Raw genomic sequence first — 26,196 nt, 5'->3', positions numbered from 1 at the left:
TCCCCGCACAACCGGCACTCCCGCACGACCGGCACTCCCGCACTCTCCCTTGTCCGCACCGCGGAAAGGACGCGACGCCATGTCGGAAGCCGTCACCCGCCCGGGCATCACCACGGACGCGCTGCTCGCCTCGCTCGATCCGCTCCTGCGCGGCTGGCTGCCGCGCCAGCGCTGGTTCGCGGGCAAGGGCCGACCGATCACGGGCTTCGACCTGGTCACGGCGACCGAACTGCTGCCTCCCGCATCCCGGTTGGGCCTGCTGCACCTCTTGATACGGGTGCGGCAGCCGCAGGTGCCGGGGCCGGGCGGCGGCACCGCGGCGCAGCCCGCCGACTGCTATCAGCTCCTGCTCGGTGTGCGCCGCGAGCTGCCCCCGCGCCTCGCGCCCGCGCTGATCGGCCATGTCACGGCGGGACCGCTCACCGGCTTCACCGTGTACGAGGCACTGCACGACCCCCGCCCGGCCGACTTCCTCCTCGAAGCGCTGCGGATGCGGGCCCGTGTCGGCACACTGCGCTTCGAGCGGGACGCGCGACGGAACATCCCCGGGAATCTCGTCCCGCGCGCGCTCGGCGCCGAGCAGTCCAACTCCTCGCTCGTGTACGGCGACACGCTCATCCTGAAGCTGTTCCGCCGCATCGTCCCCGGCGTCAACCCGGACCTGGAGCTGCCGCTGCTGCTCTCCCGCGAGGGCTGCGCGCGGGTCCCCGCACCCGCCGCCTGGCTGCTCGCGGACGGCGCCGACGAGGTGAACGTACTCGGCGTGCTCCAGCCCTATCTGCACGGCACGGCCGACGGCTGGGAGCTGGCGCTGCGGGAGCTGTCCAAGGGGCAGGACTTCACCGACGAGGCGCGGGCGCTCGGCCGCGCGACCGCCGAGGTGCATCTGGCGCTCGCCCGGGCGCTGCCGCCCGTCACGCTGGGCCGCGCGCAGGTGGAGCTGATCGCCGAGGGCATGGCGGAGCGGCTCGACGCCGCGGTCAAGGCGGTGCCCGCGCTGCTTCCGTACGCCGACGCCCTGCACACGGCGTACCAGGCACTGGCCGCGCTGGCCGCCGAGGGGACGGTCTGGTCGGCCCAACGCGTCCACGGCGACCTGCACTTGGGGCAGTGTCTGCGGTCGCCCGACGGGGAGTGGTCGCTCATCGACTTCGAGGGCGAGCCCTCGCGTCCGCTGGCCGAGCGCAGGCTGCCGCAGCCGGTGGCGCGCGATGTGGCGGGCATGCTCCGGTCCTTCGACTACGCGGCGCGCTCGGCGGAGCCCTGGGCCCCGGAGTGGGCGGGCGGCTGCCGGGCCGCGTACTGCGTGGGATACGCGGAGGCGTCCGGCCGCGATCCCCGTACCGATCCCGTCGTCCTGCGCGCCTACGAGACGGACAAGGCGGTGTACGAGGCGGTCTACGAGGCCCGCCACCGCCCCGACTGGCTGCCCGTACCCCTCGCCGCGATCCACCGCCTCGCCACGAACGGCTCCGCCACCGAAGACCGCTGACCCCGCCATCGCCGAGGAGGCCTCCCCCGTGACTCCCCGCTCCCAGCCGCGCAAGCCGCAGCCGCCCCGGCAGACGCAGAAGAAGAAGCGGGGACGGCCCACGTCCCCCGTGCCCCGCGCCGCCCGCGAGCGCCTCCTGGCCGGCACGCACCACGACCCGCACTCGGTCCTCGGCGCGCACACCGTGCGGGAGGGCATTGCGTTCCGCACACTGCGGCCGTACGCGCTGTCCGTCACCGTCGTGGCCAGGGATCTGCGGGCCGAACTGCACGACGACGGCGACGGGTTCTTCTCCGGGGTGCTGCCGCTGCGGGAGATCCCCGACGACTACCGGCTGCGCGTCGCGTACGAGGACGCGGAGCTGGAGATCCATGACGCGTACCGTTTCCTGCCCGCGCTCGGCGAGTTCGACCTGCATCTGATCGGCGAGGGGCGGCACGAGCAGCTGTGGCAGGCGCTCGGTGCGCGGCCGATGGTGCACGAGGGGGCGACCGGGACCCGGTTCACGGTGTGGGCGCCGAACGCGCGGGGCGTGCGCGTGGTGGGGAACTTCAACTTCTGGGACGGCACCGGATTCCCGATGCGGTCGCTCGGCGGCAGCGGTGTGTGGGAGCTCTTCGTGCCGTCGGTCGGCGAGGGCGAGCTGTACAAGTTCGCGATCACCCGGCCGGACGGCTCGACGACCTTGCGCGCCGACCCGCTCGCCCGCCGCACGGAGGCGCCGCCCGCGAACTCGTCGATCGTGCACGAGTCGCACCACGAGTGGCACGACCAGGAGTGGCTGGCGCACCGCGCCGATCTCCCCGTCCATGAGGCGCCGCTCTCCGTGTACGAGGTCCATCTGGCGTCCTGGCGACCGGGCCTGACGTACCGCCGGCTGGCCGAGCAACTGCCCGCGTACGTCGCCGACCTGGGCTTCACGCACGTAGAGCTGATGCCCGTGGCGGAACACCCCTTCGGCGGGTCCTGGGGCTATCAGGTCACCGGCTTCTACGCCCCGACAGCCCGGCTCGGCACGCCCGACGACTTCAAGTACCTCGTGGACGCACTGCACCGGGCGGGCATCGGCGTCCTGATGGACTGGGTTCCCGCGCACTTCCCGCGCGACGACTGGGCGCTCGCAGAGTTCGACGGACGGACGCTGTACGAGCACGAGGACCCGTCGCGGGCAGCGCACCCGGACTGGGGAACCCTGGAGTTCGACTTCGGCCGCAAGGAGGTCCGCAACTTCCTGGTGGCGAACGCCAGTTACTGGTGCGAGGAGTTCCACATCGACGGCCTGCGGGTCGACGCGGTCGCCTCCATGCTCTATCTCGACTACTCGCGCGAGAACGGCGAATGGACCCCGAACGCGCACGGCGGCCGGGAGAACCTGGACGCGGTCGCCTTCCTCCAGGAGATGAACGCCACCGTCTACCGCCGCGCCCCCGGCGTCGTCACGATCGCCGAGGAGTCCACGGCGTGGGACGGCGTGACCCGCGCGACGCACCACCAGGGCCCCGGCGGCTTCGGCGGGCTCGGCTTCGGCCTGAAGTGGAACATGGGCTGGATGCACGACTCGCTCGGCTACGTCAGCCATGAGCCGGTGCACCGCAAGTACCACCACAACGAGATGACGTTCTCGATGGTGTACGCGTACAGCGAGAACTACGTCCTGCCGATCTCGCACGACGAGGTCGTGCACGGCAAGCAGTCGCTGGTGTCGAAGATGCCGGGCGACTGGTGGCAGCAGCGGGCCAACCACCGCGCGTACCTGGGCTTCATGTGGGCCCACCCGGGCAAGCAACTCCTGTTCATGGGGCAGGAGTTCGCGCAGGGCGCCGAGTGGGCGGAGAGCCACGGGCCCGACTGGTGGCTGCTGGACCCGGCGTACGGGGCCGAGCCCGACCACCGGGGCGTGCGCGACCTCGTACGCGATCTGAACACCGTCTACCGCCGCGAGCCGTCCCTGTGGCAGCGGGACACCGACCCCGGCGGCTTCGCCTGGGTCGAGGGCGACGTGGCGGAGGACAACGTCTTCGCCTTCCTGCGCTTCGACAGGGACGGCTCCCCGCTCCTCGCCGTCTCGCACTTCTCACCCGTCGTGCGGCACGAGTACCGGCTCGGCGTCCCGGAGGAGATCGCCGCCTGGCGCGAGGTCCTGAACACGGACGCGGCGCTGTACGGCGGCGGCGACGTGACCAACCCCGACCCCCTGAAGCCGGAGCCGGTCCCGTCGCACAGCCGCCCCGCATCCCTGCGCCTGACCCTGCCGCCGCTGGCTACGGTGTGGCTGCGGCCGGTGTGAGGACCGCCGACAGGATCTCCGGCAGCCCCTCCGTGTGCAGCACCCCGAGGCGCTGTGTGGCCCGCGTCAGGGCGACGTACAGATCGCTCGTCCCGTAGCGCGCGGGCTCGACGACGAGGACCGTGTCGAACTCCAGGCCCTTCGCCTGACGCGGGTCGAGCAGGACGACCGGGCGGGTCAGGTCGGGGGCCTCGCCCGCCGTCACGTCGGGCAGCTTCGCCGCGAGGTCCGCATGCAGTTCGCGCGGGGCGACGACCGCGAGGCGGCCCTCGTCGCGGCTCTCGGCTGCGACCGTGTCCGCGAGCGCGGCGGGCAGATCCTCCGTGGCCAGCGCCCAGGGCCGTACACCCGTGGACCGCACCGAACTCGGCGGCCGGAAGCCGGGGTCCTCGGTGCGCGGCACCTCGGCCGCCACGTCCATGATCTCCACCGGGGTGCGGTAGTTGACCCCGAGCCGGGTGTACTCCCAGCGGTCCTCGACGTACGGCGAGAGGATCCGCTCCCAGGAGCCGCAGCCGCCCGCCTCCGCCGTCTGCGCGGGATCGCCGACCAGGGTCATCGAACGGGTCGGGCAGCGCCGCATCAGGAGCCGCCAGGCCATCGCCGAAAGCTCCTGCGCCTCGTCGACGATGATGTGGCCGAAGGCCCAGGTGCGGTCGGCCGCCGCGCGCTCGGCGGCGCTGCGGTGGTCGGCCTCCTCCTGGCGCTCGGCCATCCGCTCGGCGTCGATGATGTCGTGCGCGAGCAGCACCTCCGACTCCTCGTCGTCCTTGTCCTCGAATTCGTACGTACGGGACGCGTACGACACGTCAAGAACGCCCTGCGCGTAAGCGATCTGTTTGGCCCGCTCGGCCTCCGCCATCGCCCGCGCCGCGCTGTCGTCGTTGCCGAGCAGTTCGGCGGCCTCGTCGAGCAGCGGGACGTCGGCGGTCGTCCAGGGGGCGCCGCGCGGGCGGCGCACCAGGCGCGCGTCCTCCTCGGACAGCTGGACGGGGTCCTCCAGGAAGTCCGTGAGGAAACCCTCCGGGGTGAGCGTCGGCCACAACTCCTCGATGGCCGCGTGCACTTCGGGGCTCGCGGCGATCGCCTTGCCGAGCTGGGCGATGTCGTCGGGGCCGAGGAAGTTGGGGCCGCCGTAGGGGTCCGCGCCGATGCGCTCGGCGAGCTGCTCGGTGAGGGTGTCGATGACGCGGAAGGCGAAGTGCGGGCGGCCCAGGTTGTGCGGGACGTCCGCGTCGCGGGCCGCCTCGCGCGCCTCGGTGGCGATCGTCCAGTCCAGGATCAGGTCGCCGTCGTCGTGCGGGATGATCAGCGGGGCGCCCGGCTCCGGGGTCCGCTGCCGGTCGCGGACGGCGGCGGCTAGCACGTCCGCCATCTCCGCGCGGCCCTTCACCTCGGCGGCCTCGGGGCTGTCGACGCCGGTCGCGGTCACGCCGGGGAACAGCTCACCGACCGTGGAGAGCAGCACGCCCGTCTCACCGAGCGCGGGCAGCACCTCGCTGATGTAGCCGAGGAAGGCGGGGTTCGGGCCGACGATCAGGACGGCGCGCTTGGCGAGCAGCTCGCGGTGGGCGTACAGCAGGAACGCGGCACGGTGCAGCGCCACGACCGTCTTGCCGGTGCCGGGCCCGCCCTCGACCACCAGCACACCCCGGTGCGGGGCGCGGATGATCCGGTCCTGCTCCGCCTGGATGGTCTGCACGATGTCGTGCATGCGGCCGGTGCGCGCCGAGTCGAGCGCGGCGAGCAGCACCTCGTCGGCGTCCGCGCCCTCGTGGCCGGTGCGGGTGGTGTCGCCGAGGTCGAGGATCTCGTCGTGCAGGGCCGTGACCTCGCGGCCCACGGTGGTGATGTGCCGGCGCCTGCGCAGGCCCATCGGCGTATGACCGGTCGCGAGATAGAAGGGGCGTGCGACATCGGCACGCCAGTCGATCACGAGTGGGGTGCGTTCGGTGTCGGACGCGCGGATTCCGATCCGCCCGATGTGATGGTCACGGCCGTCGCGGAATTCGAGCCGCCCGAAGCAGAGCCCGTTCTCCCCTGAGTTGAAGGCGGCCAGCAGCCCGGACTGCTCGGCCACCAGCACATCACGCTCAAGCCGCGCCTGCAGACCGTTGCCCACCTGCGACAACGATGACTGCACGGCGGCCTCGGCCTCCTCGCGCAGCGCGTCGAGGCGCGCGTACAGCCCGGAGACGAATTGCTGCTCTTCCCGCAATTCCTCGGTTGACAATTCAGCCCCTCGCCAGTTACAGTGCTCTTATACAGATTCCCGTGATGCCGCAATGCCTATTTGGGCAGGGCTTCGCGAAAGAATCCAATATACGCAGAGAAATACCCCGGACGTCAATTCGTCCGGGGTATTTCTTTGTCCGCCTGCGAGGTCAGAGCACCTCGGCCTCGGCCAGCTCCGCGAGCAGCCTGCGCTTGGGCCGCGCGCCGACCATCGACTTCACCGGCTCACCGCCCCGGAACACGATCAGGGACGGCACCGAGAGCACGTTGTACGCGATCGCGGTCCGCTGGTTGTGGTCCACGTCCAGCTGTACGACCTTCAGCCGGTCCGCCTCCTCCCGCGAGATCTCCCCGAGCACCGGACCGAGCTGCCGGCACGGCCCGCACCACTCGGCGCCGAACTCCACGAGCACCGGCATGTCCGACTTCAGGACCTCACCCTCGAAGTCGGCGTCCGTCACCTGGGCCACGCCCTCCACCTTGAAATTCGACATGCTCCCCGCTCCCTCGTTCCGCTCGTCCCGTCACGTCATCCCGTGACTTCGCAACGGGGCTCCGGACCGCCCGGAACCGCCGCCTCGGCGCGCACCAGCTGCGCCCCGACCTGCTCCCGCACCGCCGTCAACTCGGCGATCAGCGCGTCGAGTTCACCGAGCTTGCGGCGGTACACGTCGAGCGAGGCCGGGCAGGAGTCGCCCGCCGGATGACCGGAGCGCAGACACTCCACGAAGGGCCGCGTCTCCTCCAGGTCGAACCCGAAGTCCTGGAGGGTCCTGATCTGCTCCAGGAGGCGTACGTCGTCCTCGTCGTAGGTGCGATAGCCGTTGCCGCTGCGCCGTGCGGGCAGCAGCCCCCGTGACTCGTAGTACCGAAGGGTCCGCGTGGTGGTGCCGACCCGCTCCGCAAGTTCGCCGATGCGCATGCGTACGACGGTAATCCTTGACGTGGGCGTCAAGGCCAGCACGGGCTCCGGGCGGGGTCAGCCGGCGGGCGGCGGCTGGTGGAGTCCGAAGACGGAGCCCTGGTCGTCGCGGCAGAGCCGGAAGCGTCCGAAGGCGACGGCTGACTCCCCGTCGTCCCCGTCGTCCCCGCCGATCGGCGCCTCGACCGTGCCGCCCAGCTTGATGACGCCGGCGAGGGCGGTGTCCATGTCGTCGACCTTGAAGAAGAGGTAGGGCGAGGCTCCCGGGTCGCCGCCGTGCATGCCGCCGGGGACTCCGGGGGTGTCGATCACATAGCCCTGCCCCGACGGCCCCGGCACGAAGGACCAGCCCAGCAGCTCTCCGTAGAAGGCCCGCCCCCGCTCCGGGTCCTCGACGCCGATCTCGAAGAAGCTCGGTTCACCGGCCATGGTGCCGCTCCTGCCCTGTGGCTGCCGTCTCCTTCACCGTACGCCGACGGGGGCAGGGCCCGCCTGTCGTTCAGGCCCGCGGAGCGGCGGGGCGCAGGGCCTCGATGACGGCGGTCCAGCCGTTCGCGCCGTACCCCTTGGCGATGGCCGTGTCCAGGGCGGCCTTGATGCCGCCCAGGGCGCGCACGTCCAGGCCCCGGTGCTCGGAGGCGTGGATGATGTGGTCGACGTTGGCGGCCTCCGTGACCAGCGGGGCCTGCTCGCCGGGATAGTCGCCGGAGTCGACCTCGCGGGCGGTCTCCGCGATGGAGGGCGGGAAGATCGCCAGCAGATCGGTCAGATAGGGGGCGAGATCCGTGCCCTTCACGCCGTCCGCGCCGGCCAGCGCGAAGGCGTGCACGAGCCCGTACATGCCGGTCCAGAAGAAGTCGAGCAGCGCGTTGTCGTAGACGGCGGCGAGTCCGTGGTCCTCCCCGAGGTACACGGTCTTCCCGCCGAGCGCCTTGAGGGTGCCCTCGTGCCGCTCGAACGCGGACCGCGGACCGCTGTGGAAGAGGAGCGCCCCCTCTCTGCCGATCACCGTGACGGGAACCATGATGGCGCCGTCCAGGTAGTCGATCCCGTGCTCGGCGGCCCAGGCGGCGGCCTCGCGGGAGCGCTCCGGGGTGTCGGAGGTGAGGTTGACGAGGACGCGGCCGGAGAACTCTTCGGCGATCGGGCCGAGTACGGCCTGCGAGACCTCGTAGTCGTAGAGGCAGACCACCACGACGTCCGAGGCGCGGACGGCCTCGGCGGCGGTGGCGGCCCTGATGGCGCCGCGCTCGACGAGGTCCTCGCCCTTGCCGGGCGTGCGGTTCCAGACGGTGGTGGGATGCCCGGCCGCGAGGAAGGCCCCGGCGAGGGCCCTCCCCATGGCACCGAGCCCGAGAACGGTGACGGAAGCGGAAGGAGAAGAAGTAGCAGGGTCAGGAGAAGCGGAAGGAGCCGTTCGGCTCTGGTTCGTCATGCCGACCATGCTTGGCGCTCGCCGACTCCGCCACAAGTACGGACTAATTAGTCAGGTACTAACCAAGAGGTAAGCATGGGAAGTTGACGCACCCGTGGCCGACTCATCGCCACGACGGGTCACTTGAGGTCGAGCGCCCCCATCAACTGCTCGGCCATGCCGGCCTCGCCGAGGGCATTGGGGTGCACCGGAACGAAGTTGGTCCCGAAGAGCATCGGCTCCATCCATCGCGTCCCTCCGGGCGCACAGGCGTCGCGTCCCTCCGAAGCGGCGGCCATGTCCACATACGTGGCACCCGTCTCGGAGGCCGCGCGCTGCACGGCCTTGTTCAGGTGGGTCTGAAGGTCGCGCAGATAGGGCACGTCTCCCTCGGCGACCGGCATCTTCAGGAAGCAGCTCGGGTCGTACTTGGCGGGGAGGATCCACGGGTAGCCGAGGATCGCGACGCGGGCGTCCGGGGCCTTGGCCTTGATGGCGCCGAGGGAGGCCTTGAGCGCGGGGTAGGTGTTGGCGTCGATCTGCTTGACGAAGCTGTCCCCGTTGGTGTCCTTGCAGGGGCTGCCCTTGCCGCCGGAGAGCACACCGGCGGTGCCGCAGGCGACGATCGCGCTGATGAAGGTGTTGTTGTCGTTGCCGCCGATGGTCAGCGTCACGAGGTCGGTGTCGGCGTCGACCGCGTCGAGTTGCGGGGCGACGCCGGGGTACTGCGACTCGGTGAAGTCCTTGGTCTGGGCCCCGCCGCAGGTCACGTCGGTGAGCTTGGCGCCGGTGGCGGCGGCGACGACGTGCGGGTAGTTCTTGGTGGAGCGCGCGCAGGGGAGCGGGGCGGAGGGGTCGAGGGGCAGTACGCCGGACGCGGCGCTGAAACTGTCCCCGAGGGCTACGTAGTCGAGCGGCTCGGGCGCGGTGGCCTGCGCGGGGGCGGCGAGCCCCAGGGCGGCGGTACCGGCGGCGGCGACAGCGGCTGCCAGCCGCAGCGTGCGGGCACGGCGGATCACCATCTGGAATCTCCTTTGATCCGATGGGGGGTCAGTCCCGGAGAGGAGCGGGCCGAGGAACGGGCCGAGAAACAAGCCGAAGAGCGAGCCGAGCAGTAGGCAGCTGAGCAGGCCACACCCACCAACAGGCTTGCTGTGGCGGGTGTTTCATTAGTGCAACGCTGAAGTTACTGGCAGGTTTGAAAAACAGTCAACAGTCGGCACACGCATCCACCTAGATGGCGGAATCACCACGCAGCACGCCCCGCACGCGCCCGCAGAACTCCTCGACGGCACTCGGCTCGGGCGCCACGCGGTCCTCGAGCATGGCCATCTGCAGGACGGGCCCGTACACATCGCCGTACCGCTCGATGTCCCGGGTGAGGGCGGGCTGCACGACGAAGTGAATGTGCCCGGGTACGCGCCCGGCGTGGGACCACAGACACACATAGACCTGTTCGCAGTCACGGCCGAAGACGGCCCGCAGCGCGGAAGTCACCTTCTCCAGCAGGGGCCCGAGCTCGACGGCTTCCCCGCCTTCGAGTTCGTGTACGCCGGTGAGGTGCCGCAGCGGCTTGACGATCAGGGTCCCGACACCCAGGGGCCCGACGCAGTGCTCGACGGTCCAGTGGGCGGTACGGAGCAGGGTGCCGCCGGGCAACGAAATACTGCCGTCCGCAAGCCCACAGGCAACGCAGGCGCCATCGCCGTCCTGATCCCCCGTCACACGTCGCCGCCCGGCTCGGCCGCCATGAACGCCCCCTTCCCCGTGGCACCACCCGTGCCCGCCTTGATCGTATCGACCACGTCGGCGGGGACCGGACGACGGAGCGGCCGCCCGACCGCAGCATGCGTGACGCACGTAGTACGCCCTTGCACGCTGGGTGACCAATAGCGTCAAACTGACTCTCTGTGCGTGCCGTTTCTGAGAGGGTCGGAGGTTCCGGCGCCCCGAGAAGGGGCGGCGTTGGGGAGGCGTGCGTGCGCTCGAGGCATGGGTGGCTGCTGGTGGCGGGAATGGTCGAGGCAACCGTCGCGATAGGTGCCGCCGCCTACCCGGTGGTCCTGTTCCCGGGGCTGCTGGTCTGCGGGCCGCTGTTCGCCGCCTACCGGCTGACCGTTCGGGCCACAGCCCTTCTCACCGCGCTGGCGGTCCTCCTCGCCGTGGCGCTTCTGGGTGCGAGAGGCACCGTGGATCCGTGGCCCGTCACGCCCGACCACGCGATGTCCGTCCCGTTCGTGGCCGTCGTCGGCCTGTGGGCGGTCCTGATGGCCCACACGCGTACGTCCTGCGAGGCCGCGCTGGCCCGGATGACCCGCATCGCCGAGCTGGCCCAACGGGCCCACGCACGGCCGCTGCCCGCCGAGATCGGGGGCCTCGCGCTGGCCGTGCACACCGACTCCGCCACCGAGGGCGCCCTGCTCGGCGGCGATCTGTACGACGTCACGCTCACCGCCGCCGGTCCTCGGCTCGTCCTCGGGGACGTACGGGGACACGGCGTGGACGCGGTCCGGATCAGCACGGCCGTGGTGTGCGCCTTCCGGCAGAGCGCGGCGACCGAGCCCGACCTCGTCCGTCTCGCCCGTACGCTCGACCTCCGCGTCCAAGGCGACCTGGGCGACGAGGACTTCGTGACCCTGCTCCTCGCCGACTTCGTGCCCGGTGAAGTCCGCCTGGTCAATTGCGGCCACCCGGCTCCGCTGCGTACGGGGCGCCGCCTGGAACCGCTGGAACCACCGAGCCCGTCCCCGCCCCTGGGCCTGTCGCCACAACCCTGTCTGCAGAGGGCCACACTCGGCCCCGAACAGCGGCTGCTGTTCTACACCGACGGGCTCACCGAGGCCCGTGACGCCCGGGGCGCCATGTTCCCTCTCGACCACCGCGTCAAGGCCGCGCTCTCCGCACCCTCCGTCAGCGAGGCACTCGACGGCCTCCTGAACCTGTTCCGCCGGCACACCGCCCGCCGCGCGGACGACGACCTGACCCTGCTCCTCGTGCAGCCCACCGTGGGCCTGCTCGGCGGGGTGCCCGGTCCCGCGCCCGCTCCCGCGCCGGAGGCCGAGACCAAGAACGAGACCTTGCCCGAGAACGAGGACAGGCAGCCACCGCTGCGCTCGCAGTGACGGACACCCTCATCCCCCTTTCCGATCCGTCGTGGCCTGCGATCATCACAATCGGTCACTTACCGGCAAGCGGCTACGCGGCGTGACAGGAGACGGCAAGCTGCGCCTTCTCGGAAGCCCAGGGGGAGACCATGACCACGCAGAGGCAGCTCGCGGGCAATCTGCCCGCGGAATCCACGGAGTTGATCGGACGGCGCGCGGAGCTGGCGCAGGTCCGGCGGCGGCTCGGGGAATCACGGCTTGTGACGTTGACGGGTGTCGGCGGGGTGGGCAAGACGCGCCTCGCGCTGCGCGCCGCGCACGAGGCACAGCCGTCCTTCAGGGACGGGACGTGGTGGGTGGACCTCTCGGCGCTGCGGCGCGGCGAGTTCCTCGCGCACGTCGTCGCCGAGGCGCTGCCGCTGGCGGATCAGACGGCGAAGCCGATGATCGACGTACTGGCCGGCTATCTGGCGGACCGTGAACTGCTGTTGGTCCTCGACACCTGTGAGCATCTGGTGGACGAGTGCGCGCCGACGATCGAGGCGTTGCTCGCGGCGGCACCGGGGCTGCGGATCCTGGCGACCAGCCGCCGGCTCCTCGGCATCCGCCCGGAGCACCTGCTCACCGTGGCGCCGCTGCCCGTCGGGGACCGGGACGGGGGCGGCAGGGGCGGTGAAGAGGCGGCCGCAGTCGCCCTCCTGACTGCCCGTGCCGCCGAGGCAGTGCCCGGCTTCGCCGTCACCGACGCCGACCGCCCCGGCCTCGTACGCCTCTGCCGCCGCCTGGACGGCCTTCCGCTCGCCATCGAGCTGGCCGCCGCGCGTCTTCGCGACCTGTCCCCGGCCGAGCTGACCGCACGTCTTGACGACCGCTTCGCCGTCCTTGGCACCACCGAGGAGGTGGTGGACGAGGCCGAACCGCCCTGGCACCAGGCCCTGCGCACGGCGATCGGCTGGAGCCATGAACTGTGCAGCCCGGCCGAACGGCTGCTGTGGGCACGGCTTTCGGTCTTCGCGGGCGGCTTCGACGCGGAGGCCGCCCGCCGCGTGTGCGCCGACGCACGCCTTCCCGAGGACACGGTCGAAGGCCTGCTGACCGGCCTCGCGGACACCTCCCTCCTCGTCTCCGCTCCGGGCGGCGGCCCCGGGCCGCGCTTCCGGATGCTGGACACCATCCGCGAGTTCGGCGCCTTCTGGCTGCGCAAACTGGGCGAGGAACGCACCCTGCGCCACCGCCACCGGGACCACTACCGGGCGCTGGCCCACCGGGCGGACACCGCTTGGATGGGGCCGGAGCAGGTCGCCTGGTACGAGCGGGTCGTCGCCGAGTACGCCAACTTCCGCGCGGCGCTCGACCTCTGCCTCGCGGAGGAGGACGGGCACACCGCGATGGACATGGGCGGGGCGCTGTGGTTCCTCTGGGTCGCCTGCGGGTTCGCCCGGGAGGGCAGGCACTACCTGGAGCGGGCCCTGGCCCTGTCCCCCGCCCCCGGGCCGGTCCTCACCAAGGGCCTGTGGGCCTGCGGCGCCACTGCCGTCATCCAGGGCGACGCGGAGGCCGGGCCCCGTCTCGCCGCCGACATGCGCACCGCAGCGGTGCAAGAGGCCGATGGGACCGCTCCGGTCGACGAGACCGTCGCGGTCGCGGTCCTCCAGCTGGAGGGCACCAGTCTCATGGCAAGTGGTCAGCTGGCGCGCGCCGCCGAAATCCTCGACGCGGTGCCGCGTTCCCCGTCGGTCGACGGGCGTTATGCCGCGGCCTGGTCCATGGCGCGGAGCGTCCGGGCCTTCGTCCATGTGCACCTCGGGCAGTCCGCCCAAGCCGCGGCCGTCGCCGGCCAGGTGCGCGCCGAGTGCGCCAGGCGCGACGAGACCTGGAGCCGTGCCTGGGCCGACTACATGTGTGCCCTTGCCGCAATGGGTCTTGGGCGGGCCGAGGAGGCCGCGGCCCTTGCCCGTACGGTCGTTGACGGAAAGCGGCGCCTCAACGACCGCTCAGGCATGGCCATGGCCATCGACCTGCTCGCCTCCGCGGCCATCGCCTCCGGGCAGGCCGAGCATGCCGCCCGGCTCCTCGGCACCGCCGAGCAGCTCTGGCACCCGCTCGGTGCTCCTCAGTCGAACGTGCCCGAACTCGTCGCCGCCCGAGCGGCCTGCGAGAAGCAGGCCCGCGGCCTCATCGGCGACGACGCCTACACGACCGCGTTCCGGACCGGCTACGACACCGCCCCCGACGACGCCATCGCCTACGCCCTCACGCCGCCGACCGCCGCTGCACCGGACGGCCCGGCCTCATAAGGGCCATGAGGGCCATGAGGGCTATGAGGGCCATGAGGGCTTCAGGGGCGGCGGCGCCGGGTGCACCGCCGCCCCCGAAGCCCTGGCGCCACCGCCCCTGAAGCCCTCGCGCCGCTAGCGCTGAAGCTCACGCTCCCGCACGGCCTCCTCCGTACCTTCCGTCCCCTCAGTCCCCTCAGCCCCGGCGGTGCCCGCGTCGGCGCCCTCCGGGGCGGCCGCGACGGTGGCCGACTTCCTCGGCAGCAGCACCGCCACCAGAACCGTCCCCGCCCCGAGGATCAGCGCCCCGACCAGGCTCGTGTGCGCCACCGCATCCGAGAAGGCCGAGCCCACCGCGTCCCGCATCTGGCCCGCGCCCTGGGCCAGCTCCTGGGCCTGGGCCTTCAGTTGGGCCGCTTCCTGCGGGGAGCCCGCGTGGGCCGCGCGTTCGGCGAGTTCCCGGGCCTGGCCGGCGATTGCCTGGGCCACCCCGTTGCCCGCGCCCACCGAGTCCTGGGCCGTCTCCAGGGCGGAGGCGGGGAGGGCACTGCCCGAGGTCTCCTCCGCCAGCTTGGAGGAGTAGGAGCCCGCAAGCACCGAGCCGAGGACCGCGATGCCCAAGGAGCCGCCCAGTTCCAGCGAGGTGTCGTTGACCGCGCCGCCGACGCCGAGCTCCGACTCGGGGAACGCGCCCATGATGACGTCCGTGCAGGGCGAGACCGCGAAGCCGAGGGACAGGCCGAGGATCACGAGAGACGGGACGAAGTCCGTGTAGGTGGAGTCCGCTTCGATCTGCGTCAGCAGGGCCAGCGCGACCGTGCCGCCCACCATCCCCGCCACCACCATGATCTTGCCGCCGATGCGCGGCGCCAGGATGCCCGTCACCGCCGAGCCGACGAAGACCGCACCGGCCAGCGGCAGCATCCGTACGCCCGTCTCCAGCGGGTCGTACTCGAGGACGAACTGGAGGTGCTGGGTCAGGTAGTAGAACGCGCCGAACACCGCGAGGAAGAACAGCGCCACCGCCAGGTTCGAGCCCGCGAAGCCCCGCCGGGCGAACTTTCGGACGTCCAGGACCGGGCGCGGGTGCCGCAGCTCCCAGACGACGAACAGCACCAGGCCGACCGCCGCCGCCACCCCCGCGCCTGTCGCCCGCGCGCCCCAGCCGAAGTGCGGCCCGTCGATGATCATGAAGATCAGGGAGCCGACCCAGATCACCGACAGCAGGCCGCCCACGTAGTCGATCCTGCCGTGGCCCTCCGCCTTCGACGGCGGGACCAGGACGAGCGCGCCGACGATCGCGAGCGCCGCCACCGGGATGTTGATCAGGAACGTCGAGTGCCAGCCGTTGTCCCGCAGCAGCGCCCCCGCGATCAGCGGACCCGCCGCGATCGCGATGCCGGACGTGGCCGCCCAGATCGTGATCGCCTTGGCCCGTTCCTCCCGCGGAAAGGTCGCCGCGAGCAGGGACAGCGTCGCCGGCATGATCAGCGCCGCGCCGACGCCCATGACCGCGCGGACCACGATCACCGCCGTCGAGCTGTCGACCAGTGAGCCCGCCGCCGCTCCCCCGGACATGATCAGCAGCCCGAGCACCAGCGCACCCCGGCGGCTGTACTTGTCGCCGATCGCCCCGAGCAGCAGCATCAGGGCGGCGTACGGAACGGTGTAGGCGTCGATGACCCATTGCAGGTCGGAGCTGGACAGGCCGAGGTCCATGGTCATGTCGGGCGCCGCCACCGTCAGCGCGGTGTTCGCCATGACGGCGATCAGCAGGCTCAGGCAGAGCACGCCGAGGGCCCACCAGCGACGGGCGTACGGCCCCGCCATCCGTTCGACCGGTTCCTTGATCAGCAGAGGCATCTGGATTCCACCCGTTTCTTCCGTCCGGTCTTTCTGCACACCCATGTGCAACTACACACCGCTGTGCAACATACCCGATATTGCACAGGCTTGTGCAAGTGGGTGGGAGGGACCGATGCGGGAGTGGGCAGAATGGGGGGCATGAACCCCCCTCCCGCGAGCAGCGTCAGAGCCGACGCCAACCGTCGCCGCATCCTCGACGTCGCCGTCACCGAGCTGCTGCGCGACCCCGACGCGTCCATGGACCAGATCGCGCGCGCCGCGGGCGTGGTGCGGCGGACGGTGTACGGGCACTTCCCCAGCCGTGACGCGCTGATCGACGCGATCGTGGAGCGGGCGGTGGAGGCGGTGGAGAGCGCGCACACCGCGGGCCGCGAGGGCATCGACGACCCGGCGGAGGCGGTGGCCGGATCGCTGCTCGCCGTCTGGGAGGTAGCCGACCGCTACCGCCTGCTGCTCTCGCTCTCCCACCGGAGCGTCACGATGGGCAGCATCCGCGAGCGGCTCGGCTGCGTCCACGAGACGGGCCTGGAGACGTTCCAACGCGGCCTGGACGACGGCACGTTCGTCACGCCGCTGCCGACGCGGGCCCTCGGCTACGTACTCGAAGGGATCCTGTTCGCCGTGATGGAGGCCGTCAACGACGGTGTCGTACCAGCCGAAAAGGCGGGCAGGTCCACCGCGATCACGTTCCTGACCGCGGCGGGCCTGCCCGCCTCACAAGCCACCGAGCTGGTGGAGAGGGTCGCCGACCGGAGGGCGGCGGCGACCGCTGACGGCTAGGCCGTCAGGGACTTCCGTCCGATCAAGCCGTCAGCGACTTCTTCTCGACGTCGACGCCCGGCTGGCCCGGGATTCCGTCCACCGCGTCATCCGCCGGGGCCTCGTCCGCGGGACGGTGGTCGTCGTCGAGGAGCGTCTTCTCGTCGAACGGCAGCTTTCCGTCGAGCACGAGGGCGACCCGCTCCCGGTCGACCTCCTTCGTCCACGTACCGATCAGGAGTGTCGCGACCGCGTTGCCCGCGAAGTTGGTCAGGGCGCGCGCCTCGCTCATGAAGCGGTCGACGCCGATGATCAGGCCGACGCCGTCCACCAGGGCCGGCTTGTGCGACTGCAGACCGCTCGCGAGGACCGCGATGCCGGAGCCGGAGACGCCCGCCGCACCCTTCGACGCGATCATCATGAACAGGAGCAGCGAGATCTGCTCGCCGACGCCCAGCGGCTGGTCCATGGCGTCGGCGATGAAGAGCGAGGCCATGGTCAGGTAGATCATCGTGCCGTCGAGGTTGAAGGAGTAGCCCGTCGGGACGGTGATGCCGACGACCGGGCGGCTGACCCCCAGGTGCTCCATCTTCGCGATGAGCCGCGGCAGCGCGGACTCGGACGAGGAGGTGGAGAGGATGAGCAGGAACTCGCGGCCCAGGTACTTCAGGAGCTTGAAGAGGTTCACGCCGGTCGCCAGGCGCAGCAGCGTGCCGAGTACGACGAGGATGAACAGCGCGCAGGTGACGTAGAAGCCGATCATGATGGTCGCGAGGGCCTTCAGCGCGTCCGTGCCGGTCTCGCCGACCACCGCCGCCATCGCGCCGAACGCGCCCACCGGGGCGGCCCACATGATCATGCCGAGGACCCGGAAGACCAGCTTCTGGATGTGCTCGATGCCGCGCAGGATCGGCGTGCCGGAGTTGCCCATCGCCTGCAGCGCGAAGCCCACGAGCAGCGCGACGAGCAGGGTCTGCAGGACCTCGGTCACCGTGAACGCCGAGACGAGCGTGGTCGGGATGATGCCGAGCACGAATTCGGTGGGGCTCTTGGCCGCCTCCTCGGCTGCCTCGTGGCCCACGCCCTTCGTCGCCTCGGTCAGGTCCATGCCGGAACCGGGGTGCAGGATGTTGCCGACCAGCAGGCCGATGGCGAGGGCGACCACGGACATCGCGATGAAGTAGCCGAGCGCCAGACCGCCGACCTTGCCGACCTTGGCCGCCTTGCGGACCGAACCGACGCCGAGCACGATCGTGCAGAAGATGATCGGCGAGATCATCATCTTGATCAGGTTCACGAAGCCGGTGCCGATCGGCTTCAGCTCCTTGGCGAAGTCCGGGAAGAGCAGACCGACACCGACACCGAGGACGACGGCGATGATGACGGCGATGTAGAGAAAGTGGGTGCGGTCCCGCTTGGCGGGGGGTGCCACCTTGTTCTCGGCGGTGTCGGCCACGAGGGGCCCTCCTTGAACGACTGCGTCGGCGTTTTTCGGCCAGTGCGTGCGGCTCACGTCCTGGGTGGGGGTCCCGGCGACTATCTCTCGGCCTGTGAGGGCGGTCACCCTTACGTTCATTTAGTTCGCGCTTATACGGCGAGGCAGACTGGCAGCATGCCGCTCACCCGCCCGCCCCGCCCGCGCAGCCTCGCGGGCCAGCTCTTCGCGATGCAGATCGTGCTGGTCACCGTCGTGGTGGCCGGATGCGCGCTGTTCGCGTTCCTGAGCGACCGGCGGCAGGCGGAGGAGGGCGCGCGCCACCAGGCGACGGCCGCGGCCCGTGCCGTCGCGGACTCCCCTTCGGTCCGCGCGGCGGTGCTCGGCGAGGACCCGACGAAGACCCTCCAGCCGTACGCGACCGATGTCCGCCGGCACACCGGCGTCGACTTCGTCACGATCATGGACCCGGACGGCATCCGCTGGACGCACCCCGACGTGGACCGCATCGGCGAGCGCTTCCTCGGCCACCGGGCGGACGCACTGCGCGGCAAGACCTTCACCGAGACCTACACGGGCACGCTCGGCCCGTCCGTGCGCGTGGTCACGCCGATCCTCGACGCCGACGGCAGCGGCCGCATCACGGGCCTGGTCAGCGCGGGCATCACCATCGAGGAGATCAGCGAGAAGGCCCGCGGCCAGCTGCTCGCCCTGCTCGGTGTCGCGGCGGGGGCGCTCGCGCTCGGCGGTCTCGGTACCTACGTCATCAACGCGCGGCTGCGCCGCCACACCCACGGCATGAACGCCACCGAGCTGAGCCGGATGCACGACTACCACGAGGCGGCGCTGCACGCGGTGCGCGAAGGGCTGCTGATGCTGGACGGGCAGCGGCGGATCGCCCTCATCAACGACGGGGGCCGCGAACTGCTCGGCGTGTCCGGCGACCTGGTGGGCCGCAACGTCGCCGAGCTCGGCCTGCCCGCCCCGCTCACGGGCGCGCTGCTCGCCGCCGAGCCCCGGGTGGACGAGCTGCATCTGACGGCGGACCGGGTGGTCGTCGTCAACACCTCCCCCGTGTCGAGCGGGGAGCGCAGGGGAACGGTCGTCACCCTGCGCGACCACACCGAACTCCAGGCGCTGACCGGCGAGTTGGACTCGGAACGCGGCTTCACGCGGGCGCTGCGCTCGCAGGCCCACGAGGCGGCGAACCGGCTGCACACGGTGGTGTCCCTCATCGAACTGGGCCGCGCCGACGAGGCCGTCGACTTCGCCACGGCGGAGCTGGAGCTGGCGCAGACCCTGACGGACCAGGTCGTCGCGGCGGTCAACGAGCCGGTCCTCGCCGCCCTGCTCCTGGGCAAGGCGGCCCAGGCGAACGAGCACGGCGTCGAGCTGGTCGTCTCCCCGGACAGCAGCATCGACGACGGCATGCTGCCCGCGGAGCTGCCGGCGCGTGACCTGGTGACGGTCCTCGGCAACCTGATCGACAACGCGGTCGACGCGGCCCAGGGCTCCCCCGCGGCCCGCGTCACGGTGACGGCCCGCGCGGACGAGACGACGGGCCTGACGCTCAGGGTCTCGGACACGGGGCCGGGCGTGGACCCGGCGCATGTGGAGTCGGTCTTCGAGCGGGGCTGGTCGACGAAGGCGGCAACGGGGCGGGGTCTGGGCCTGGCGCTGGTCCATCAGACGGTCACCAAGCATGCCGGGACCTTGACGGTACGAGAATCTCCGGAGGGCGGCGCGGAGTTCGAGGTCCACTTGGGGTCGCCCGCGTTCCGGGCAGGCGTAGCAGACGGAGGCACCCAGTGACCGAAGAGATCCGCGTCCTCGTCGTCGAGGACGATCCCGTGGCCGCCGACGCCCACGTCCTCTACGTCAACCGCGTCCCCGGCTTCCGAGCCGTCGGCAAGGCCCACACCGCCGCCGAGGCGAAACGCAGCCTCGACCGCACGGAGGTCGACCTCCTGCTCCTGGACCTGCACCTCCCCGACGGCCACGGCCTCCAGCTCGCCCGCACCCTGCGGGCCGCGGGCCACCGCACGGACGTCATCGCCGTGACGTCGGCCCGCGACCTGGCGGTGGTCAGGGAGGGCGTGTCCCTGGGCGTGGTCCAGTACGTCCTGAAGCCCTTCACCTTCGCCACCCTCCGCGACCGCCTCGCCCGCTACGCCGACTACCGCACCGCCGCCGGCGAGGCCACCGGCCAGGACGAGGTGGACCGCGCGCTCGCCGCCCTGCGCGCCCCGAGCCCGGCCGCGCTCCCGAAGGGCCTGAGCGGACCCACCCTGGAGCGGGTGACGCGGGGCCTGCGCGACGCCCCCGCCGACGGCCTCACGGCAGCCGCGGCCGCCGAGTCCGTCGGCATCTCCCGCATCACCGCACGCCGTTACCTGGAGCACCTGGTCACCACGGGCCGCGCGTCGCGCACTCCGCAGTACGGGCATGTCGGGCGCCCGGAGTACGTGTACCGCTGGCTCAGCTCGGCGAGCTGAACCGGCGATAGTCCCCGGCTATCCGCCCCATTCGCGAATCCCGCATTGTGACCGCCTCCCACCTGCGCGAACCTGACGACGCCCGGTAACGCGTCCGGGAAGATCCGCGTCCAGAAATGGGGAGCGCATGGCACACGGAGCACCGCACGACCCCGCCCCTCACCACACCGCCCGGCACGATCCCGCCCCGCACCTCCTGCTCGACTTCATCGACGGCCAGTGGACCCCGAGCGAGTCGGGCCAGACCCGCACCGACGTCAACCCGGCCGATCTCACCGACTCCATAGGCGAGTTCACCGAGTCCGGCGGCGTCGACGTGGACCGCGCGGTGGACGCGGCGGCCGCCGCGCTGCCCGCCTGGCGGGACCTCGGCCCCATCAAACGCGCGGCCGTCCTGACCGAGGCCGCCCGGCTGCTCCGCGACCGCGCCGCCGAGTTCGCCGCGGCCATCACCCGCGAGCAGGGCAAGCTCATCGGCGAGGCGCGCGGCGAGGTGGCCCGGTCGCTCGCCGTCCTCGACTTCACCGCGGGCCAGGCGCGGCTGCTCGGCGGGGTGACGGCCCCGGCGGAGGAGGAGCGCACCTTCGCGTACACCTTCCGGCGTCCGATCGGCGTCGTCGGCCTGGTCACCCCCTGGAATTTCCCGCTCGCCATCCCCATGTGGAAGGTCGCCCCGGCGCTGCTCGCCGGCTGCACGGCCGTCCTGAAGCCCTCCCCGCTCACGCCGCTGACCTCGGCGCTCCTCGTCGAGGTCTTCCAGCAGGCGGGCGTCCCCGACGGCGTACTCAACCTCGTCCAGGGCGATGTGGCCGCGGGTGAGGCGCTGGTCGCCAACCCGGCGGTGGCCGGGATCAGTTTCACCGGCTCGCTCCCGGTGGGGACCGCCATCCACACCGGCGGCGCGCACCGGCTGCTGCGCACCCAGCTGGAGCTGGGCGGCAAGAACGCCGTGGTCGTCTGTGACGACGCGGACCTCGACCGGGCCGTGGACGCCGTGGTGCACGGCGCCTTCGGACAGGCCGGGCAGCGGTGCAGCGCGACCAGCCGGGCCGTGGTGGACGTACGGGTGCGGGACGCGTTCCTGGAGCGGCTCGTGCCGCGCGTGGCGGCGCTGCGGGTCGGGCCCGGCGACGACCCCGACTCCCTGGTCTGCCCGGTCGTGAACACCGCCCGCATGGACGCCGCGCTGGCGGCGATCGCGGGCGCGCAGCGCGACGGCGGCAAGGTGCTGTGCGGCGGCGGCCGTGCCACCCGCCCCGGCCTGCCGGACGGCTGCTACGTGGAGCCGACCGTCATCCGTGACGTCCCCTGGGACAGCGAACTCGCCCAGGAGGAGGTCTTCGGCCCGGTGCTCGCCGTGGTCGACGCGGACGGCTTCGACGACGCGCTGCGGATCTCCAACTCGGTGAAGTACGGGATGTCCGGCACCGTCTTCACCGCCTCCCAGTCCCGTGCCTTCGAGGCCGTGGACCGCTTCGAGGCGGGCATGCTGCACGTCAACCGCCCCGGCGTCGGCGCCTACGCCCATCTCCCGCACCTCGGCTCCAAGGCCTCGCAGTACGGCCCGGCGGAGTGTTCGCCGCAGGTGTGGGACTTCTACACCGAGTGGCATTCGGCGTGCATCAGCTACTGATCCGTACGGGACATGGATCGGCCCCGGCAGCGCTTGCGCCGCCAGGGCCGATCCACTTCACAGTGCCTTGAGGTTCTCCTCCGCGAGCCCGAAGGACAGCGTCATGCCCGCGCCGCCGACGCCGTTGACGACGGTGACGCCCGGCTCGGGGCTGACCACGAGGTCGTTGCGGCCGTCCCGCAGGGAGGGGTAGCAGCCCGCCCACCGCTCGGTGATGCGCGCGTCGGGCAGGTTCGCGAAGGTCGACAGGTACGACATCACGGCGTCGTTGACCGCCTCGTCGAGGAACGGGTCGTGCGCCATTCCGTAGGCATGGCTGTCACCGATGGTCAGGCGGCCGTCGGCGGTCTGCGAGAGCAGGACGTGGACGCCGTGCTCTCGGTGGAAGGGCAGCTCCTCGTCCATCCGGGAGGCGAGGGCGGCGCGGGCGGGGAGCCCGTCGAAGGCGCCGTAGTGCAGCAGGGTCAGACCGCCGCACAGCATCGGGCCGAGCTGCCGATCGTCGGGCTGGGCGCCGGTGCGCATCATCTGCAGCTTGCAGCGGACGACACCGCTGTCGGCGAACACCTCCGGGTAGAGCGTGGAGAAGTCGTTCCCGCTGCAGACGTAGACCCGGTCGGCGTGCCAATCGCCGTCCGTGGTCGACACCTTGGGCAGATCGATGCCGCGTACGGTCGTGCCGAACCGTACGTCGACGCCGTACTCGGCGCGCAGATGCCCGGCGACGGCGGGGATCGCGCGGCGCGGGTCGACGTTGACCTCGGTCGGGCTCCACAGCGCGGCGAGCAGCCCTTCGGGGCGGGCCACGTCGCTGCGGGCCAGGGCCTCGCGCGGGGTGAGCATCCGGGCGCCCTGCTCGCGTGCGGGCGCCGAGGCCGCGAGGAACTCCTCAAGGACCGCGACCTCGTCGGGGCGGTGCGCCAGGTGCAGGGAGCCGGTGGGCCTGGCCCACATGCCGGTCTTCTCGGCGACCTCCAGCCAGATCTCGCGGCTGCGCAGGGCGCGTTCGTACATGGCGCCGCGCCGCTGGCCGACCGCCCAGATCATCCCGAAGTTCCGTATGGAGGCGCCGACCGCGCGTTCCTCCCGCTCGAAGAGCACGACCCGGTGGCCCTTGCGGGCGGCGGCGAGGGCGTGGGCGAGGCCGACGATGCCTCCGCCGACGACGATGGTGTCGGCGCGGTTGACGGTCGTACCGGATGCACTGGTCGTACGGGTCATACGGGTCTCCTTCGGTACGTCGATGGGTCCGCTGGTACGTCGATGGGGCCGCGGTTCCGCCGTGTCCGCGCCGTCACTCCACCGCTCGCGGCAGCCGGTTCCAGTGCGGCAGCATCAGCAGTCCGGCGAGGAACGCGGCCGCGGCGAAGAGGGTGAACAGGGCGCCCCCGGACAGGAATCCGGGCAGCAGACCGCCGAGGATGGCGCCGACCGAGCCGCAGCCGTTGACCAGACCGGCGGCGGTGCCCGCGGCGTCGTCGGTGCCGAAGTCGACGGCCGCGACACAGGAGATCATCGAGTCCGCCGCGTACACCGCGAGTCCGATGACGGCGAGGACGGCGATCATCACGCCCGGACTGCCGGTCGCGGTGAGCGGCATGAACAGCGCGAGGGCGACGGTGAGCACGCCGAGCGCGAGCGCGCAGGGCGGCACCCGGCGCGAGCCGAAGACCTTGTCGGAGAGCCAGCCGACGACGATCGGCGCGAGCACGCCCGCGACGCCGAACGCCACCGGGATGAGCGTCGCCCCCACCTTGTCGACCTCGGGGAGCCGCCGGCTGACCAGGACGGGACCCCAGAGCAGGATCGCGTAACGGGCGGGCTTGAGCAGGAAGTAGCAGGCCCCCAGGGTCAAGACCATACGGTCGCCGAGGGTCCTGCGGTACAGGGCGAGCCCCGAACCGCGCCGGCCCGCCCCGGCCCCGTCCGGTTTCCGCTGGGCCGGCACCTGCGCGCCCCCGATCCCGAAGTCCCCCGGCGTATCGCGCTGGAAGGCGGCGAAGACGACGAGGACCACGGCGAGCGAGGCGGCGCCCCCGAGGAACGCCGCGTGCCAGCTGTCGAGGAGCGAGTACGCGATCCACCCCAGGAAGGGCGGCGCGGCGAGCGCCCCGAAGGCATAGTTGGTGCTCCACAGGCCGAGGACCCGGCCCCGCTCGGCGGGCGCGAAGAAGTTGCCCATGTTCTTGCACAGCGGCGCCCACCCGGTGGACTGCGCGAGGCCCTGGACGACCATCGCCCCGCCGAACACCAGCAGTGCGCTGCTCAGTCCCATCAGACAGGCGGCCGCGATCGCGCCGACCATCCCGCCGATGACGACGACCCGCGGCCCGAACCGGTCCGCCCACATGCCCCAGAGGAACTGCCCGACGGCGTACGCGGCGAGATACACCGCGTCGATGACGCCGAGCGCCCGCTCGGTGAGCACCGCGTTCACCGCCGGGTCGTCCAGAATCCCGAGCTTGGCGACGGAGAAGGCCTGCCGGACGAAGTAGAACCCGGCGTAGGCGAGCCAGGTGACGACGAAGATGCGCCGCCGCAGTCGCGCCCCGCGGGCCGAACTCAGCAGCGGCGACACGGAGTTCAGCGCCTCCTTGGTGGTGGTGACGCGCGGCTCGTTCCCTGGGGACGGTGGGGGTGGTGGTGCGAGGTCGGCCATGGCGATGTCCTGTCCTCGGCGAGCGGATGGGGTGGGGTGCGATCGGATGGGGCGAGCAGGGAGCGCCCCGAAAGGGGCGCGGGGCTGTGACATGTGCGGCTCCGCCGCGTGGGCGCGACCGGCCACGGCGAAGCCGCGGACGATTCAGCCGGTCAGGGACCGCCCCCCGGCCAACGCCGTACCCACCCAATAGGAGTCGAAGTTGCGCAGCCGATGCCCGGCCGGCAGCTCCCCCACCGGGACGTTGACCAGGAACGGCACCCTCTGCTCGGTAAGCCCGCCGTGCGAACGCAACGGCTCCTTGAACCCCGAGATGTCGTGCCGCGCCGGGGTGGTGCCCAGCGCGGTGTTGCGCTCGGCGATGACGACGAGGTCCCCGATGCGGTCGCCCGGCAGCTCGAAGCGCGCGCAGGCCTCCTCGCGGGTCAGCACGGTGTCCACGCCGTCCAGGGCGGCCAGTTGCCCGCCGAGTGCCGTGCGGTCGGCGCCTTCGGGCAGATGCACGGTGGCGTACGAACCGAGCGCTCCGTGGTGCACGGTGTAGGGGTCGGTGATGGGAAGGATGACGCGGGCGGACCCGGCGGCGAGGCGCTCGTCGAACCAGTCCGAGAGAAAGACGACCCGCGCCTGCCCGTCCCCGTCGCTCTTGGCGTTCATTCCGTGGTCGGCGGTGACGACGAGGACTGCGCCGAGCGCGTCGATCCGCTCGAAGTAGCCGTCGAGCATCGCGTAGAAGTCGTTGGCGACGGGCGAGCCGGGCGCGTGCTTGTGCTGGATGTAGTCCGTGAGCGACAGATACATCAACTCGGGCCGCTCGACGGCGAGTACGTCGGCACCGGCGGCCATCACCAGTTCGCTCAGCTCCGCGCTGTAGACGGAGGGCAGCTCCATCCCCACCCGTTCGAGGACCTTGCTGATGCCGTTCTCCTCCTCCGTGGCCTGGTCGGCCTTCTCGGCGGAGAAGCACATGCCGTCGACGAGTCCGCTGCCGAGGAGGCGGCGCAGCTTGTCCTTGGCGGTGATGACCGCGACCTTCGCGCCCGCCTCGGAGAACGCCGCGAACAGCGTGGGCGCGCGGAGGAGTTCGGGGGCGTTCATCATGACTTCCGCGTCGGCCGCGGTGTCGTAGAAGTAGTTGCCGCAGATGCCGTGGACTGCGGGCGGCACGCCGGTCGCGATGGAGATGTTGTTCGGGTTGGTGAAGGACGGCATGGTGCAGTCGGCCCGCAGGTCGCTGCCCTCGCGCAGCATGCGCTCCGTGAAGGGCATCCGGCCGTCGGCGATGGCACGCTCGTGATAGGCGTCCTCGCTGCCGTCGATGCAGACGACCACCACGGGACGGCCGGGCCGGGCGTAGCGGCGGCCGTTCACCTCGATCGCGTCGGGCCGGGCGGCAACAGGTTCCGTCATGTACGAATACACCTCTGAAGGTCGAAGGTCCGAGGTCCGAAGGCCTGAGGGGAGCAGGGGATTTCCGCCCCACCCTTCATGGGTACAGGGCGGCGGCGGCGCGCAGAACCACCGGCTTCGCTATAGCGGCCATAGCCACAATCCGGCCACCCCACCCCCTCCCCACCAGGGGTGTTGGCGCGTTACGCTCACCGCGCCCGAGCGGGGCC

Annotated in this window: 20 protein-coding genes; 8 read left to right on the top strand and 12 right to left on the bottom strand. The window is 71.7% G+C overall.

The features are described 5' to 3' along the window. Window positions 1–79 precede the first annotated feature (79 nt). Both ACIBKX_RS28350 and glgB read left to right on the top strand, forming a co-directional pair. On the top strand, window positions 80–1,492 hold the full coding sequence (locus ACIBKX_RS28350) for a maltokinase (RefSeq protein ID WP_363275605.1): 1,413 nt from the start codon (window positions 80–82) through the stop codon (window positions 1,490–1,492). A 28-nt stretch (window positions 1,493–1,520) separates the two neighbouring features. Further along, window positions 1,521–3,779, top strand: coding sequence for a 1,4-alpha-glucan branching enzyme (glgB, locus tag ACIBKX_RS28345; protein WP_363275603.1), 2,259 nt, complete (start codon window positions 1,521–1,523; stop codon window positions 3,777–3,779). Here the strand turns inward: glgB and ACIBKX_RS28340 are convergent. The 7 genes from ACIBKX_RS28340 to ACIBKX_RS28310 all read right to left on the bottom strand — a co-directional run bounded on the left by ACIBKX_RS28340 (window position 3,754) and on the right by ACIBKX_RS28310 (window position 10,009). Further along, the gene (locus tag ACIBKX_RS28340) at window positions 3,754–6,012 is read right to left on the bottom strand and encodes a helicase (RefSeq protein ID WP_363275600.1); all 2,259 of its coding nucleotides are present in this window, start codon (window positions 6,010–6,012) and stop codon (window positions 3,754–3,756) included. The genes glgB and ACIBKX_RS28340 overlap by 26 nt on opposite strands. A 151-nt stretch (window positions 6,013–6,163) precedes the next feature. Then, window positions 6,164–6,508 (bottom strand): thioredoxin, encoded by a 345-nt coding sequence (trxA, locus tag ACIBKX_RS28335; protein WP_363275599.1) that lies wholly within the window; start codon window positions 6,506–6,508, stop codon window positions 6,164–6,166. 35 nt (window positions 6,509–6,543) lie between these two features. Continuing rightward, window positions 6,544–6,936, bottom strand: coding sequence for a MerR family transcriptional regulator (locus ACIBKX_RS28330; protein WP_363275597.1), 393 nt, complete (start codon window positions 6,934–6,936; stop codon window positions 6,544–6,546). A 57-nt stretch (window positions 6,937–6,993) separates the two neighbouring features. Beyond that, on the bottom strand, window positions 6,994–7,365 hold the full coding sequence (locus ACIBKX_RS28325; protein ID WP_363275595.1) for a VOC family protein: 372 nt from the start codon (window positions 7,363–7,365) through the stop codon (window positions 6,994–6,996). Window positions 7,366–7,435: 70 nt separating this feature from the next. Further along, complete coding sequence (locus ACIBKX_RS28320; RefSeq protein ID WP_363275594.1) at window positions 7,436–8,371, bottom strand: NAD(P)-binding domain-containing protein; 936 nt, start codon at window positions 8,369–8,371, stop codon at window positions 7,436–7,438. Window positions 8,372–8,490: 119 nt separating this feature from the next. Next, entirely contained in the window at window positions 8,491–9,372 is an 882-nt protein-coding gene (locus ACIBKX_RS28315; RefSeq protein WP_363275593.1) for an SGNH/GDSL hydrolase family protein, read from the bottom strand. Window positions 9,373–9,583: 211 nt separating this feature from the next. Beyond that, complete coding sequence (locus tag ACIBKX_RS28310; RefSeq protein ID WP_363275590.1) at window positions 9,584–10,009, bottom strand: hypothetical protein; 426 nt, start codon at window positions 10,007–10,009, stop codon at window positions 9,584–9,586. A gap of 320 nt (window positions 10,010–10,329) precedes the next feature. On the opposite strand from ACIBKX_RS28310, the gene ACIBKX_RS28305 reads away from it, so the two are divergent. Together ACIBKX_RS28305 and ACIBKX_RS28300 are read left to right on the top strand one after the other, a co-directional pair. After that, a complete protein-coding gene (locus ACIBKX_RS28305) occupies window positions 10,330–11,472 on the top strand; it encodes a PP2C family protein-serine/threonine phosphatase (RefSeq protein WP_363275589.1) in 1,143 nt (380 codons plus the stop codon). 131 nt (window positions 11,473–11,603) lie between these two features. Beyond that, window positions 11,604–13,751 (top strand): hypothetical protein, encoded by a 2,148-nt coding sequence (locus ACIBKX_RS28300; RefSeq protein WP_363275586.1) that lies wholly within the window; start codon window positions 11,604–11,606, stop codon window positions 13,749–13,751. A 114-nt stretch (window positions 13,752–13,865) separates the two neighbouring features. Here the strand turns inward: ACIBKX_RS28300 and ACIBKX_RS28295 are convergent, their stop codons facing one another. Next, window positions 13,866–15,593: an MFS transporter gene (locus tag ACIBKX_RS28295; RefSeq protein WP_363275584.1), complete on the bottom strand. Its 1,728-nt coding sequence runs from the start codon at window positions 15,591–15,593 to the stop codon at window positions 13,866–13,868. A 141-nt stretch (window positions 15,594–15,734) separates the two neighbouring features. On the opposite strand from ACIBKX_RS28295, the gene ACIBKX_RS28290 reads away from it, so the two are divergent. Further along, window positions 15,735–16,376, top strand: a complete 642-nt coding sequence (locus tag ACIBKX_RS28290) for a TetR/AcrR family transcriptional regulator (RefSeq protein ID WP_363275583.1) — start codon at window positions 15,735–15,737, stop codon at window positions 16,374–16,376. A 22-nt stretch (window positions 16,377–16,398) separates the two neighbouring features. On the opposite strand, the gene ACIBKX_RS28285 is transcribed toward ACIBKX_RS28290, so the two are convergent. After that, the gene (locus tag ACIBKX_RS28285; RefSeq protein ID WP_363275581.1) at window positions 16,399–17,811 is read right to left on the bottom strand and encodes a cation:dicarboxylate symporter family transporter; all 1,413 of its coding nucleotides are present in this window, start codon (window positions 17,809–17,811) and stop codon (window positions 16,399–16,401) included. A gap of 156 nt (window positions 17,812–17,967) precedes the next feature. Here ACIBKX_RS28285 and ACIBKX_RS28280 point away from each other — a divergent pair, with 156 nt between their 5' ends. The 3 genes from ACIBKX_RS28280 (at window position 17,968) to ACIBKX_RS28270 (ending at window position 21,918) form a co-directional block, all read left to right on the top strand. Further along, window positions 17,968–19,602, top strand: a complete 1,635-nt coding sequence (locus tag ACIBKX_RS28280; protein ID WP_363275579.1) for a sensor histidine kinase — start codon at window positions 17,968–17,970, stop codon at window positions 19,600–19,602. Then, on the top strand, window positions 19,599–20,285 hold the full coding sequence (locus ACIBKX_RS28275; protein WP_363275577.1) for a response regulator: 687 nt from the start codon (window positions 19,599–19,601) through the stop codon (window positions 20,283–20,285). The genes ACIBKX_RS28280 and ACIBKX_RS28275 overlap by 4 nt, the downstream gene beginning before the upstream one ends. 127 nt (window positions 20,286–20,412) lie before the next feature. Next, entirely contained in the window at window positions 20,413–21,918 is a 1,506-nt protein-coding gene (locus ACIBKX_RS28270; protein ID WP_363275575.1) for an aldehyde dehydrogenase family protein, read from the top strand. 57 nt (window positions 21,919–21,975) lie between these two features. Here the strand turns inward: ACIBKX_RS28270 and ACIBKX_RS28265 are convergent, their stop codons facing one another. The 3 genes from ACIBKX_RS28265 to phnA form a co-directional block, all read right to left on the bottom strand. Next, entirely contained in the window at window positions 21,976–23,139 is a 1,164-nt protein-coding gene (locus ACIBKX_RS28265; RefSeq protein WP_363275573.1) for a TIGR03364 family FAD-dependent oxidoreductase, read from the bottom strand. 73 nt (window positions 23,140–23,212) lie between these two features. Beyond that, window positions 23,213–24,577, bottom strand: coding sequence for an MFS transporter (locus ACIBKX_RS28260; RefSeq protein WP_363275572.1), 1,365 nt, complete (start codon window positions 24,575–24,577; stop codon window positions 23,213–23,215). 144 nt (window positions 24,578–24,721) lie between these two features. Continuing rightward, a complete protein-coding gene (phnA, locus tag ACIBKX_RS28255; RefSeq protein ID WP_363275570.1) occupies window positions 24,722–25,987 on the bottom strand; it encodes a phosphonoacetate hydrolase in 1,266 nt (421 codons plus the stop codon). Between the last annotated feature and the right edge of the window lie 209 nt (window positions 25,988–26,196).

The sequence above is a fragment of the Streptomyces sp. NPDC050658 genome, from assembly GCF_044457025.1.
In the GTDB taxonomy this organism is placed as follows: domain Bacteria; phylum Actinomycetota; class Actinomycetes; order Streptomycetales; family Streptomycetaceae; genus Streptomyces.
The sequence above is the reverse complement of the archived record's forward strand: the minus strand, read 5'-3'. Positions and strand labels throughout refer to the sequence as shown.